Consider the following 12,990-nt stretch of genomic DNA (forward strand, 5'->3'; position numbering starts at 1 on the left):
GGGGGGATAAGAAGCATAAACGTTAACTCATCACCACCGGCACTCTCGGCGCTAACGCACACATCAGCTCATAGCCAACCGTACCCGCGGCGCTGGCGACATCGTCAATTTTGACGTTTTTGCCCCACAGCTCAACCGGGCTGCCGATACCCGCCTGCGGGCAAGGCGTCAGGTCTACAGCGATCATATCCATCGACACTTTGCCCACCAGGCGGGTCATGACGCCATCCACCATGACCGGCGTGCCATCCGCCGCAATACGTGGGTAGCCGTCCGCATAGCCACCAGCCACAATCCCGATTCGCTGCTCGCCGCTGGCGGTGTAGCGGCTGCCGTAGCCCACGGTATCGCCAGCCTTCAGGTTCTGAATGCCGATAATTTCGCTGCTCAACGTCATTACCGGCTGAAGGCCGCTGGTGGCGATATCCTGCCATTGCCCGCTCGGAGAGGCGCCATAAAGGATTATCCCCGGGCGAACCCAGTCAAAATGCGCCTCAGGGTGCCACAGCGTAGCCGCCGAGTTTGACAGCGAGCGTGGGGCGTCAATTCCCTCCGCCGCCCGTTCAATGCGCTTCATCGGCTCAGTAATGCCTTCTGGCTGCTCGGCATCGGCAAAATGCGCCATCAGGGTCAGCTCGCCCACATTCGGGATAGAACGGAGTTTTTGCCAGATGCCGTGTACGCGGTCGGGCGTAAACCCGAGACGATTCATCCCGCTATTGATTTTGAGATAAACATCCAGCGGCGCGCTCAGCTTCGCGTTGGCTATCGCCTTCACCTGCCAGTTGCTGTGCAGGCTGGTGGTCAGCCGGTATTTGTCGAACAGCGCCAGCTCATCGGCATGGAAGAACCCTTCCAGCATCAGGATCGGCCCTTTCCAGCCGCGCTCACGCAGCAAAATGGCCTCTTCGAGATTCAGCATGGCAAAACCATCGGTCGTGCCTAACGCCGACCAGATACGGTCGAGACCGTGGCCATATGCGTTGGCCTTAACGACCGACCAGACACGCGAACGCGGGGCGGCTCTGCGCACCACTTCAAGATTATTGCGCAGCGCGCTGAGATCCAGCGTCGCTACCACAGGACGGGACATGACGGCTCCTTTTAGTTATGTGCGCCGTGAAGGTGGCGGGCGCTCAGTGGCGTAAAGCCAGGCGCGTAGCGTGCGATGCCTAAATCCTCGCTTGGGATAGCCGGAGTATGCCCGGAGATCAGGTCGCTCAGCATCTGGCCCGAACCGCATGCCATTGTCCAGCCTAGCGTGCCGTGTCCGGTATTAAGCCAGAGATTCTTGAACGGCGTACGCCCTACAATTGGCGTCCCGTCCGGCGTCATCGGACGCAGCCCGGTCCAGAACGTTGCCTGCTCGACGTGCCCACCGCGCGGATAGAGATCCCTGACGACCATTTCCAGCGTTTCACGGCGTGGCTGCAGCAGTTCAGTGTTAAAACCGACGATTTCTGCCATGCCTCCCACGCGGATGCGGTTGTCAAAGCGAGTAATAGCGATCTTGTAGGTCTCATCCAGAATGGTTGAAACCGGCGCGCCCTGTTCGTCGGCAATAGGAATTGTCAGGGAGTAACCTTTCAAAGGATAGACAGGAATATCGGCGATGCCCTTGAGCAGACCAGTGGAATAGGACCCGAATGCCACGACGTAGGCATCCCCCTTCACCACTTCCTGGCCGCACTGTACGCCGCTGATTTGCTGGTTGTCGTAAAGCAGACGATCAACCGGCGTATTGAAGCGAAACTCAACGCCGGCTTCCGCCGCCATCCGCGCCAGGTTTTGGGTAAACAGCTGGCAGTCACCGGTTTCATCGTTCGGTAAACGCAGGCCGCCGGTCAGCTTGTGGGCTACGTCCGCCAGCGCGGGTTCAACGCGGTTAAGCTGGCTGGCTTCCAGCAGCTCATACGGCACGCCTGCGTCTTTCAAGACGGCGATGTCTTTGGCCGCGCTTTCATACTGCTGCTCGGTGCGAAACAGCTGCAGCGTCCCGCCCTGTCGGCCTTCATACTGGATGCCTGTGGCGTGGCGCAATTCTTTCAGGCAATCACGGCTGTACTCCGCCAGGCGTACCATGCGGCCTTTATTTTCCATGTAATGGCGGGTATCGCAGTTGCGCAGCATCTGCCACATCCACTTCAGCTGGAACTGGGTTCCGTCGAGGCTGATGGCCAGCGGCGCGTGGCGCTGGAACATCCACTTAATGGCTTTTAACGGGACGCCCGGAGCCGCCCACGGAGCAGCATAGCCCGGAGAGATCTGCCCGGCGTTGGCCGCGCTAGTTTCCTGCGCCGGCCCTGATTCGCGATCGATGACAGTGACTTCATGCCCGGCCTGACGTAAATACCAGGCGCTCGCCACGCCGACGACACCACTTCCCAGCACCACAACACGCATATCTGCTCCGCAATTAGCTAAAAGAATAATCTTCTGATTACATATTGATAACTCAGTTGAATATGTTATTCAACATATGGCTTTATTATGGTGACTAAACTCACAAACCTGCCCGCCAGCGCTGGAGCGGGATAATTAGCATCTCCTGTACGGGAAAACATTTTCGTCAAAATAAAATGCTGAGTGACGCGCTAAAAGCCCGCTATTGAGATCAATAAATCGCGAAGAAAAAATTTTACTTGTCGGCGCTATCTTTCAGGAGTTGTCTATTCTTGAGAGTGAGGCTTTCCATCCAGAGAAAGTCGAAAACAATGAGGGCGCGCTGATGGCTAACGTAACTGATTTCGCCACAAAGGATCCCACCCGTCTGAGTGACGGCCCCGACTGGACGTTTGAGCTACTGGACATTTACCTGGCCGAGATTGACCGGGTAGCAAAGCTCTACCGCCTGGACACCTATCCCCACCAGATTGAGGTCATTACCTCCGAGCAGATGATGGACGCGTATTCCAGCGTCGGGATGCCGATTAACTACCCGCACTGGTCTTTTGGCAAAAAATTCATCGAAACCGAGCGCCTGTACAAGCACGGGCAGCAAGGGCTGGCGTATGAGATCGTCATCAACTCTAACCCCTGCATTGCCTATTTGATGGAAGAGAACACCATCACCATGCAGGCGTTGGTGATTGCGCATGCCTGTTACGGGCACAACTCTTTCTTTAAAAACAACTACCTGTTCCGCAGCTGGACGGATGCCAGCTCGATAATCGACTACCTGATTTTCGCCAAAAATTACATTACGCAGTGTGAAGAGCGCTACGGGGTTGATGAGGTGGAGCGTCTGCTGGACTCCTGCCACGCGCTGATGAATTACGGCGTGGACCGCTATAAACGCCCGCAGAAGATATCCCTGCAGGAGGAGAAAGCGCGCCAGAAAAGCCGGGAAGAGTATCTGCAAAGCCAGGTGAATACGCTCTGGCGCACGCTACCGCGTAAGGAAGAGGAAAAAGCCGCGGAATCCGCCCACCGCTTCCCTTCGGAGCCGCAGGAGAATCTGCTGTATTTTATGGAGAAGAATGCCCCGCTGCTGGAGCCGTGGCAGCGTGAGATCCTGCGTATTGTGCGCAAGGTGAGCCAGTATTTTTATCCGCAAAAACAGACCCAGGTCATGAACGAGGGCTGGGCCACCTTCTGGCACTACACCATTCTCAATCATCTGTATGACGAGGGCAAAGTCAGTGACCGCTTTATGCTGGAGTTTTTGCACAGCCATACCAATGTGGTGTTCCAGCCGCCCTATAACAGCCCGTGGTACAACGGCATTAACCCCTACGCGCTGGGGTTCGCCATGTTCCAGGATATCAAACGTATTTGCCAGTCGCCGACCGAAGAAGACCGCTACTGGTTCCCGGATATTGCCGGCAAAGACTGGCTGGAAACGCTGCATTTCGCCATGCGTGACTTCAAGGACGAAAGCTTTATCAGCCAGTTCCTGTCGCCTAAGCTGATGCGCGACTTCCGCCTGTTCACCGTGCTGGACGATGACCGCAATAATTACCTGGAAATTTCGGCCATCCACAATGAAGAGGGATACAGGGAAATACGTTCCCAGCTGTCGGCCCAGTACAACCTGAGCAACCTCGAGCCGAATATTCAGGTTTGGGATGTAGATTTGCGTGGGGATCGTTCGCTAACGCTGCGCTACATCCCGCACAACCGCGCCCCACTGGATAAAGGGCGCAGAGAAGTGCTCAAGCATGTGCATCGCCTGTGGGGCTTTGATGTCGTGCTGGAGCAGCAAAATGCGGATGGTAGCGTGGAACTGCTGGAGCGCTGCCCGCAGCGAAACCCGCTGTAAGAGTGAAAAAAAACGCTTCCCGAGGGAAGCGTTTAAAGTTGCTGACAAAGAGGGAAAAAGCGTGATTTTTCCCTCTTTGTGGTTATTAGCCGAAAATCAATGAATTGATTTTCCTGTTTTTTTAACGAGCCCTCTGTTATTTCTTATATCACCAGAGGTTTGTCAACAGTCTGTAGCGCTTCCCGCGGGAAGCGTTTTTTATGCTGGCCTAGCGACTGTGCATCGCCAAATCGCCAGGCAGGTTTTTCTGCATACGGTGCCAAATCTCGCCGCTCTCGCGACCGTAGTTACGCACGGTATCAAAGACCTGCTCGTGTAGCCCCTGCTGGCAGATTTCTGCCAGGCGGTGGTAAAAGCCCAGCGCCAGGCTACGGGCTTCAGGATTGGAGAAGTAGTGACGCCCGATGCGGGTGTACAGCCCTTTCATCCCGTTCAGGATCAGCCCATAAATTGGGTTACCTGATGCAAACGCCAGGCCGCGGAAAATGTTGTAATCCAGCTCGGCAAACGCGTCCGCGTGGTCTTCAACTTTGCTAGCCGTGGCCAGCACTTCCTGCGCTTTATCTGGATACTGACGAATCGCCGTACGAATAAATATCGTGGAAATATTGGTTCGCACCGAAAGCAGATTATCAATCAGCTGCGGCACGCTGTCGTGATCGAGACGAGCCAGCGTTTCCAGAATGTTTAAGCCCGAGGTTTCCCAGAAATTGTTCACCCGCGTTGGCTTCCCGTGCTGAATTGTCAGCCAGCCGTCGCGTGCAAGACGCTGAAGCACTTCACGTAAAGTGGTACGGGTAACGCCAATCAGTTCTGAAAGTTCACGCTCTGCCGGCAGAATAGAACCCGGCGGAAAACGGCTGTTCCAGATACTTTCTATAATATACTCTTCCGCGAAACCCGCTGGGCTCTGCGCCTTAATGACCATAGTAAGATTTCCATTACTCAGGTTTTGCAAATTGGACTCATCATACCAGATGCCATGCGCGCCAGATAGCGGGGGCGACGCGCAAATGCGGGATCGGCGTTGAATTTTGACGATAAACGCCTTAACTCAGGATTTCCTTCGGCTTGATCGCGTGCGCCATAAACGAGTACCCTGAAGCGTTATCTTTTTAGACATCAACATAATACAACGGATAATGGTAACTATACGATGGAAATGTCCTTTGGGCGGGCGTTGTACCGCAATTTTCTGGGTCAATCATCTGACTGGTACAAACTGACGCTGCTTCTCTTTTTAGTGCTTAATCCGCTAGTCTTTTGGTTTGTCAGCCCGTTTATCGCGGGATGGATGCTGGTGGTGGAGTTTATTTTTGCCCTGGCGATGGCGCTGAAATGCTACCCGCTGCTGCCGGGTGGCCTGCTGGCCATTGAGGCCGCGCTGGTCGGTATGACCAGCCCCGATCACGTTCGTGCTGAAATTGCTTCAAACCTCGAAGTGCTGCTGCTGCTGATGTTTATGGTGGCCGGGATTTATTTCATGAAGCAGCTCCTGTTGCTGCTCTTCACCCGCCTGCTGTTGGGGATCCGGTCTAAAGTTGCGCTGTCGCTGGCCTTTTGCGTCGCCGCCGCGTTTCTTTCCGCCTTCCTTGATGCCTTGACGGTCGTGGCCGTTGTCATTAGCGTCGCCGTGGGCTTCTACAGCATCTATCACCGCGTAGCATCTGAAGCACAGGATGACAGCAACGTTCAGGACGACAGCCAAATTCGGAGCGACAGCCGCGAAGTGCTTGAGCAATTCCGCGCTTTCCTGCGCAGCCTGATGATGCACGCTGGCGTCGGTACCGCGCTGGGCGGCGTAATGACCATGGTTGGCGAGCCGCAAAACCTGATCATTGCTAAAAACGCTGGCTGGCACTTCGGCGATTTCTTCCTGCGCATGATGCCGGTGACCGTGCCTGTGCTGATTTGTGGCCTGCTCACCTGCATCCTGCTGGAGCGTTTTAAAGTGTTCGGCTACGGACAAACGCTGCCGGAAAAAGTGCGTGGGATCCTGTATGACTTTGATGCTCAGAGCACCAGGAAGCGAACAAAGCAGGACAAGATGAAGCTGCTGATCCAGGCGCTGATTGGCGTCTGGCTGATTATCGCTCTGGCCTTCCATCTGGCAGAAGTCGGCCTGATTGGCCTGTCGGTGATTATTCTGGCGACATCGCTGTGCGGGGTTACCGACGAGCATGCTATCGGCAAAGCCTTTACCGAAGCGCTGCCGTTTACCGCCCTGTTGACCGTTTTCTTCACTATCGTGGCGGTTATCATCGACCAGCATCTGTTCAGCCCGATAATTCAGTACGTGCTCGATGCCTCTCCGCACGCCCAGCTGTCGCTGTTTTATATCTTTAACGGCCTGCTATCCTCGATTTCCGACAACGTCTTTGTCGGCACCGTTTATATCAACGAGGCGAAAACTGCGCTGCAGAATGGTGCCATCAATATGCAGCAGTTCGAACTGCTGGCGGTGGCTATCAATACCGGCACAAACCTGCCCTCGGTGGCAACGCCAAACGGCCAGGCGGCGTTCCTGTTCCTGCTGACATCCGCGCTGGCGCCGCTGATTCGCCTCTCTTACGGCCGCATGGTTGTGATGGCGCTGCCCTACACGCTGGTTCTGACCCTTGTGGGCCTGCTATGTGTGGAATATACCCTGACGCCTGCTACACAATGGATGCTGGACAGTGGCTGGCTAATGACGCCTGATACGCTGCTTGCACCGCACTAAGGCAATTTGACGGGAAGTCCGCTTCCCGTTACAAATTTTTTCCTTATAAACATCCGATTACTGCGTTATTTTCATCTGCGCTACTGGCGCAAAAAGGGAATTGGTTTACACTGCCGATTCTACGCATGCTGCAGGGAAACTGATTATGTTGCGATATTTAAACCAATGCTCTCTTGGACGCACCGCCTGGCTGCTTTTAGCCTTTACGGCATTTGCGCTTGAGATGGTGGCATTGTGGTTCCAGCACGTTATGGGGCTGAAACCTTGTGTGATGTGTATTTATGAACGTTGCGCGCTGTTTGGCGTGATGGGGGCAGGCATCGTGGGCGCGATAGCGCCTAAAAGCCCGCTTCGCTATGGCGCCCTGGCCATCTGGCTCTACAGCGCAGGGAAAGGCGTTCAGCTGGCATGGGAGCACACCATGCTGCAGCTTCACCCGTCCCCATTTGTGACCTGTGATTTCTTCGCTCGCTTCCCAAGCTGGCTGCCGCTGGATAAATGGCTGCCGCAGGTCTTTGTTGCCAACGGTGACTGCTCCGTTCGTCAGTGGGAATTCCTGTCGCTGGATATGGTGCAGTGGCTGCTCGGGATCTTCGCCGTGTTCCTGGTAATCGCGGTTCTGGTGCTGATTGCCCAGTTCTTCAAACCTAAGCGTCGCGATCTGTTTGGCCGCTAAGTTAATAAACACGTTAGACAAATAACCCACCTTTCGGTGGGTTATTTTTTTCAGGAATGATCGCGCCGGTACAAAGCCCATTCATCAATTCTTTCCCCGCCTGGCAGCAGGCAGTCACTTCTTTCGCCCTCAGGCGTTTTCACCATCACAGATTTCCCGCCTTTGGCCTGGCAGTAAACCGAAGCCGGGTTCGCCATGCCTATGCTGTGCGGAGGCTTCGGTGCCTCACGCTCTGCCGTCGCACAGCCGCTGAGCAACAATAGGCTCATGATGGTTGTTAGTTTTTTCATTTTTCCTCCTTTGAGGACGGAATCTTAACAGCGCGGCTGGAAAGAAGCCAAAGACTGTTGCCCCAGCGGGCTAAAACCGGAGAAGGTCGCATTTAATGGACGATGAGCGGACGCCTGCATTGCGGATTTGCAAAAGATACAGACTGCGCCATGGGGATTTGATTCTCGGACATCGTAGGGGGAGGTGCGATACTGCGATCCGCCACATGACGGACACTGGAATGTTAAATTCAGGATAAAAACTCTCTTATTTTGGTTATTGAAAGTCTATCCTATCACAAGATTGGTTATATAAAGGATCTATTTTCATTCCCGACCAGCATCGAAATGCGCTAGTCAGCCCACTCGGGCTTGTTGAGGATATGATCCTGCCAGTCGCGAACCTCTGACTCTTTCACCGCGATATGACGCACGGAAATGCGCTCACCGTGCATGGCGGCTTTTGAGCCAGTGATTAGCGGGTGCCATTCCGGCAGCGGTTTGCCTTCGGCCAGCAGGCGGTAAGCGCAGGTGTGCGGCAGCCACTCAAAAGTCGGCAAATTGTCGCGAGTGAGTTTGATGCAGTCCGGCTCGTATTCGAAGCGACGGGCGTAGTTCCTGCACTGACAGGTTTTAATATTGAGCTGCTTACAGGCGACGTTGGTAAAATAAATCTCGTCGGTGTCTTCGTCCATCAGCTTATGCAGGCAGCACTGGCCGCAGCCGTCGCACAGGGATTCCCACTCGGCGTCGCTCATTTCGTCGAGAGTTTTACTTTGCCAAAAAGGAGTGGGTGTCATAGCGGTTCCTGCATTTAAAAATTAAGCTGCACCTTATAAACAGTCTGACACCCGGATGCAAGTTTTGCCGCCCTGAAGCGGCAAATTGTTTATAAAACGCGCGTCGTCAGGCTGTGACCTGCAAAGCTCACTTCCAGCTCATCGCCGCTAAGCAGCGGGCCTACGCCTTCCGGTGTACCGGTCAGGATCACATCCCCCGCACGCAGGGTGAAGAACTTGCTCATATAGGCAATCAGCGGCACGATCTTGTGGATCATGTCTTCGGTATTGCCCTGCTGGCGAATTTCACCGTTGACCTTCAGCTCCAGCGGGGTATTTTGCGGATCGTGAGTGAACTGTGCCGCAGGGATAAACCCGGAGATTGGGCAAGAGTTATCGAAGCCCTTGGCTTTTTCCCACGGCTGGCCTGCTTTTTTCAGTTTGGCCTGCAGATCGCGCAGCGTAAGGTCCAGCGCAACACCATAGCCGGCGATGGCTTTTTGCACGTGCTCTTCACTTGCCTGCTTAAGGGTTGAGCCGATCAGAATGGCCAGCTCTACCTCATGATGCACGGAGCCGAATTCCTGTGGTAACGCCAGCGGCTGGCGAATATCGCACAGGGCACTTTCAGGCTTAATAAACACCACCGGCTCGTCCGGCGTCGCACTGCCCATCTCTTTAATATGTTTGGCATAGTTGCTGCCAACACAGACTACTTTGTTTACCGGAAAATCAAGCAGCGCACCCTGCCAGTTATGATGTTGATACATGCCTTTCCTCTGTGTCGTGTGTGTTAACTGCCTTTGATACTAGATAAAAAAATGCCTGCTGAATACCGGGGAAGTGTTTCTAAGCGTGCCTTATTTATCTGCGATGGCATCCGCCATTTTGCCGATGCTAATGGCAAAGTAGTAAGAACGGTTCCAGTGCATCAGGGTGCGGAAGTTGTTATAGACCAGGAACGAACGATCCAAACCATCGTCTGGCTTCACCAGCCAGGCTTTCTTTGACGACGCTTGAAGATGGGAGCCTTTTGGCAGCGTCACGCCTAGTTTTTTCCACTGGGCCACGGACTTGCCCTGCCCCTGGCTTGTGCCCAGCAGCGAAGTATTAAAGCCCGTGGGCAGTTTCACTTCATAGCCCCACGCCCCACCACGCTGCCAGCCCTCTACCGCCAGGTAGTTTGCCGTGGAAGCGAAAACGTCTCGGGTGTTATTCCAGATATCAATTTTGCCGTCGCCATCGCCGTCTTTGCCGTAGCGCAGCAGCGAACTCGGCATAAACTGGTTCTGCCCCATCGCCCCGGCCCATGAGCCTTTCATCTGCGTCGCGCTGACATCACCTCGCTGGATGATTTTCAGCGCCGCCATCAGCTCGTTGGTGAAAAAGGCTTCACGACGGCCCTCAAATGCGAGCGTCGCTAAAGCAGAAATGACATCTTCTTTGCCCTGCAGCTTGCCGAAGTTACTTTCCATTGCCCACAGCGCGACGATGTAGCGACTCTGCACGCCACTTTTGGCGCTGACTTTTTCCAGCTCTGCCCGGTGCTGGCGGGCCAGGCTACGCGCCTGTTTGATTTTGGCGGGAGTAATAACGCGGTTTAAATAGTCATCCAGCGTTATTTTCTTTTCCAGCTGATTGCGATCGGATTGAATGACCCGATCGACAAAATGAATATTGGCAAAGGCTTTTGCCAGCGTCGCATTGCTGATGCCCTTTGCTCTGGCTTGTTGTTTTAATTTTTCGACATAAGCCGGAAATTCAGCGGGATTTCGCCCTTGCTCAGCGAGCGTGGCAGTTTGACGCGGGCTAGTTTGAGGAACTGAGGCGGCTGTGGGAGTCGCCTCAGCAGCGGGAAGATAACCGGCCCCGCTGGAAAGAATTAAGGCGCTGAAGGTATAACGCAAAACTGCATTTTTCATCATCATTTCTTCAATAATGTGTTTCACACATTCTCCGTGTGAAAGCATGGAAAAGATTTACCTTCAGTCCGAAATTTATTTTTTAGGACTCTTTTCCAGGTGCATAGTCAGCAAACTTTCTACCGGAGGTGGGATCTGTAAATAATAGCCCTCAGTTTCCAGCGCCTGTTTCACTTTATCCAAATCGGCATTGGCCAGTTTTTTACTGCCGTCCAGCGGCAACAGCATCGACAGGACCGGTTTGCCAAAGCCTTTCATCAGCTCTTCCGGCACTCGGGAGAAATCGTCTTTTTTTTCGACATAAAGATATGTCTGGTCACGTTTAGTACTTCGGTAGATCACACAAAACATTTTTTTTACTCTATTTTCGCCAGCGAGTGGCTTGCCTGAATATAAGCTGGACTATAACATGCCTGGTGTACTTCGGAATATCGTCCCACAATAGTGGGGATTGAAACTGAATTGAGTAAGGCCAGGATGTCAAACACGCCAATCGAGTTAAAGGGCAGCAGTTTTACCTTATCTGTGGTTCATTTGCATGATGCACAACCTGAGGTTATTCGCCAGGCTCTGGAAGATAAAATCGCCCAGGCTCCCGCATTCTTAAAGAATGCCCCGGTGGTCGTTAACGTCGCCAGTCTCGATGGTTCCGTCAACTGGAAGAAAGTACAACAGGCCGTTACCGCAACCGGCCTGCGCGTGGTGGGTATCAGCGGCTGTAAAGATGAAGCTTTAAAGGCTGAAATTGAGCGTGCTGGCCTGCCCTTGCTGACCGAAGGGAAAGAAAAGGCCGCAAGAACGCCAAAAGCCGCACCTGCTGAGCCCGTGGTGGTCACCGCGCCGGATGTTACACCGATCACAAAAACGCGTTTAATTGATACTCCGGTCCGTTCCGGGCAGCGCATTTATGCGCCAAACTGTGACTTGATTGTGACCAATCACGTCAGCGCCGGTGCAGAACTGATAGCAGATGGTAATATTCATATTTACGGCATGATGCGTGGCCGTGCGCTGGCTGGTGCAAGCGGCGATCGTGATGCACAAATATTTTGTACTAACCTGGTAGCAGAGCTTGTCTCTATTGCGGGCGAGTACTGGCTGAGCGAGCAGATCCCAGCCGATTATTATGGAAAAGCGGCTCGCCTGAATCTGGCGAGTGGTGCGCTCTCCGTTCAATCTTTGAATTAAGCCCTTTTAACAAGGAAATCCTTTATGGCACGCATTATTGTTGTTACATCGGGTAAAGGGGGCGTCGGTAAGACCACGTCCAGCGCGGCCATCGCTACGGGGCTGGCCCAAAAGGGAAGAAAAACCGTCGTTATTGATTTCGACATTGGTCTGCGTAACCTTGACCTGATCATGGGCTGCGAACGCCGCGTTGTGTACGATTTCGTTAACGTGATTCAGGGCGATGCCACGCTGAATCAGGCGCTTATCCGCGATAAACGCACTGAACAGCTCTATATCCTGCCTGCTTCACAAACCCGCGATAAAGACGCTCTGACCCGCGAAGGCGTGGCCAAGGTGCTGGAAGACCTGAAAAACATGGACTTCGAGTTTATCGTTTGTGACTCCCCGGCAGGTATCGAAACCGGCGCGCTGATGGCGCTGTACTTCGCGGATGAAGCGGTCATTACCACCAACCCGGAAGTCTCCTCGGTGCGTGACTCAGACCGAATCCTCGGCATTCTGTCGTCCAAATCCCGCCGCGCTGAAAACGGTGAAGAGCCGATTAAAGAGCATTTATTGCTGACCCGCTACAACCCAGGTCGCGTCAATAAAGGCGATATGCTGAGCATGGAAGATGTGCTCGAAATTCTGCGCATTCCGCTGGTTGGCGTTATCCCTGAAGACCAGTCAGTGCTGCGTGCGTCCAACCAGGGCGAGCCGGTGATTCTTGACGGTGAATCGGATGCAGGCAAAGCCTACGCCGATACCGTGGAACGCCTGCTCGGCGAAGAACGCCCTTTCCGCTTCATTGAAGAAGAGAAGAAGGGTTTCCTGAAACGCCTGTTCGGAGGATAAGTTATGGCATTACTCGACTTTTTTCTGTCACGAAAAAAGAACACCGCCAACATCGCGAAAGAGCGTTTACAGATCATCGTAGCTGAGCGTCGCCGTAGCGATGCGGAACCGCATTACCTGCCGCAGCTGCGCAAGGACATTCTCGACGTGATTTGCAAATACGTGCAAATTGACCCGGAAATGGTCAGCGTCCAGCTCGAGCAGCGGGATGGAGATATTTCGATTCTGGAGCTGAACGTGACGCTCCCGGAAGCGGAAGAAGCCAGTAAGTCGGCATGAATAAAAAACCCCCTGCATTTGTCAGGGGGTTTTATTTTTACGCAGTCACTTAACGTT

At 53.7% G+C, this 12,990-nt stretch carries 15 protein-coding genes; 6 read left to right on the top strand and 9 right to left on the bottom strand.

The window, feature by feature from the left end:
• Positions 1 to 22: 22 nt before the first annotated feature.
• Together dadX and AAIE02_RS08850 are read right to left on the bottom strand one after the other, a co-directional pair.
• A complete protein-coding gene (gene dadX / locus AAIE02_RS08845; RefSeq protein ID WP_498532387.1) occupies positions 23 to 1,093 on the bottom strand; it encodes a catabolic alanine racemase DadX in 1,071 nt (356 codons plus the stop codon).
• A gap of 11 nt (positions 1,094 to 1,104) precedes the next feature.
• Positions 1,105 to 2,403 carry a D-amino acid dehydrogenase gene (locus AAIE02_RS08850; RefSeq protein WP_498532388.1) on the bottom strand — a complete coding sequence of 433 codons (1,299 nt, stop codon included), beginning with the start codon at positions 2,401 to 2,403 and terminating at the stop codon, positions 1,105 to 1,107.
• Between the two features lie 325 nt (positions 2,404 to 2,728).
• On the opposite strand from AAIE02_RS08850, the gene AAIE02_RS08855 reads away from it, so the two are divergent.
• Entirely contained in the window at positions 2,729 to 4,261 is a 1,533-nt protein-coding gene (locus AAIE02_RS08855) for a SpoVR family protein (protein ID WP_273969071.1), read from the top strand.
• A gap of 208 nt (positions 4,262 to 4,469) precedes the next feature.
• On the opposite strand, the gene fadR is transcribed toward AAIE02_RS08855, so the two are convergent.
• Complete coding sequence (gene fadR, locus AAIE02_RS08860) at positions 4,470 to 5,189, bottom strand: fatty acid metabolism transcriptional regulator FadR (RefSeq protein ID WP_008454089.1); 720 nt, start codon at positions 5,187 to 5,189, stop codon at positions 4,470 to 4,472.
• Positions 5,190 to 5,417: 228 nt separating this feature from the next.
• Here fadR and nhaB point away from each other — a divergent pair, with 228 nt between their 5' ends.
• A complete protein-coding gene (nhaB, locus tag AAIE02_RS08865) occupies positions 5,418 to 6,983 on the top strand; it encodes a sodium/proton antiporter NhaB (protein WP_498532389.1) in 1,566 nt (521 codons plus the stop codon).
• A gap of 145 nt (positions 6,984 to 7,128) precedes the next feature.
• Positions 7,129 to 7,659, top strand: a complete 531-nt coding sequence (gene dsbB, locus AAIE02_RS08870) for a disulfide bond formation protein DsbB (protein ID WP_008454083.1) — start codon at positions 7,129 to 7,131, stop codon at positions 7,657 to 7,659.
• Between the two features lie 50 nt (positions 7,660 to 7,709).
• Here dsbB and AAIE02_RS08875 read toward each other — a convergent pair whose 3' ends face one another.
• The 6 genes from AAIE02_RS08875 to AAIE02_RS08900 all read right to left on the bottom strand — a co-directional run bounded on the left by AAIE02_RS08875 (position 7,710) and on the right by AAIE02_RS08900 (position 10,980).
• Complete coding sequence (locus AAIE02_RS08875) at positions 7,710 to 7,949, bottom strand: putative hemolysin (protein WP_008454082.1); 240 nt, start codon at positions 7,947 to 7,949, stop codon at positions 7,710 to 7,712.
• Between the two features lie 24 nt (positions 7,950 to 7,973).
• The gene (gene ymcF, locus AAIE02_RS08880; protein ID WP_498532682.1) at positions 7,974 to 8,186 is read right to left on the bottom strand and encodes a cold shock small protein YmcF; all 213 of its coding nucleotides are present in this window, start codon (positions 8,184 to 8,186) and stop codon (positions 7,974 to 7,976) included.
• Between the two features lie 95 nt (positions 8,187 to 8,281).
• Positions 8,282 to 8,728 (bottom strand): cysteine cluster protein YcgN, encoded by a 447-nt coding sequence (ycgN, locus tag AAIE02_RS08885; protein ID WP_336982361.1) that lies wholly within the window; start codon positions 8,726 to 8,728, stop codon positions 8,282 to 8,284.
• A gap of 89 nt (positions 8,729 to 8,817) precedes the next feature.
• Positions 8,818 to 9,477, bottom strand: coding sequence for a fumarylacetoacetate hydrolase family protein (locus tag AAIE02_RS08890; RefSeq protein ID WP_498532390.1), 660 nt, complete (start codon positions 9,475 to 9,477; stop codon positions 8,818 to 8,820).
• 90 nt (positions 9,478 to 9,567) lie between these two features.
• Positions 9,568 to 10,629 carry a lytic murein transglycosylase gene (locus tag AAIE02_RS08895; protein ID WP_498532683.1) on the bottom strand — a complete coding sequence of 354 codons (1,062 nt, stop codon included), beginning with the start codon at positions 10,627 to 10,629 and terminating at the stop codon, positions 9,568 to 9,570.
• Positions 10,630 to 10,704: 75 nt separating this feature from the next.
• Positions 10,705 to 10,980 (bottom strand): YcgL domain-containing protein, encoded by a 276-nt coding sequence (locus tag AAIE02_RS08900; RefSeq protein ID WP_008454073.1) that lies wholly within the window; start codon positions 10,978 to 10,980, stop codon positions 10,705 to 10,707.
• 126 nt (positions 10,981 to 11,106) lie between these two features.
• Between AAIE02_RS08900 and minC the strand changes: the two genes are divergently transcribed.
• Genes minC through minE form a run of 3 tightly spaced genes read left to right on the top strand, consistent with a single transcriptional unit; the run spans position 11,107 to position 12,933 of the window.
• A complete protein-coding gene (gene minC / locus AAIE02_RS08905; RefSeq protein WP_008454072.1) occupies positions 11,107 to 11,817 on the top strand; it encodes a septum site-determining protein MinC in 711 nt (236 codons plus the stop codon).
• 24 nt (positions 11,818 to 11,841) lie between these two features.
• Positions 11,842 to 12,654: a septum site-determining protein MinD gene (gene minD / locus AAIE02_RS08910; protein WP_008454070.1), complete on the top strand. Its 813-nt coding sequence runs from the start codon at positions 11,842 to 11,844 to the stop codon at positions 12,652 to 12,654.
• 3 nt (positions 12,655 to 12,657) lie between these two features.
• Entirely contained in the window at positions 12,658 to 12,933 is a 276-nt protein-coding gene (minE, locus tag AAIE02_RS08915) for a cell division topological specificity factor MinE (protein ID WP_008454068.1), read from the top strand.
• Positions 12,934 to 12,990: the final 57 nt, after the last annotated feature.

It is taken from the genome of Cedecea sp. Ae19-4 (assembly GCF_059801165.1).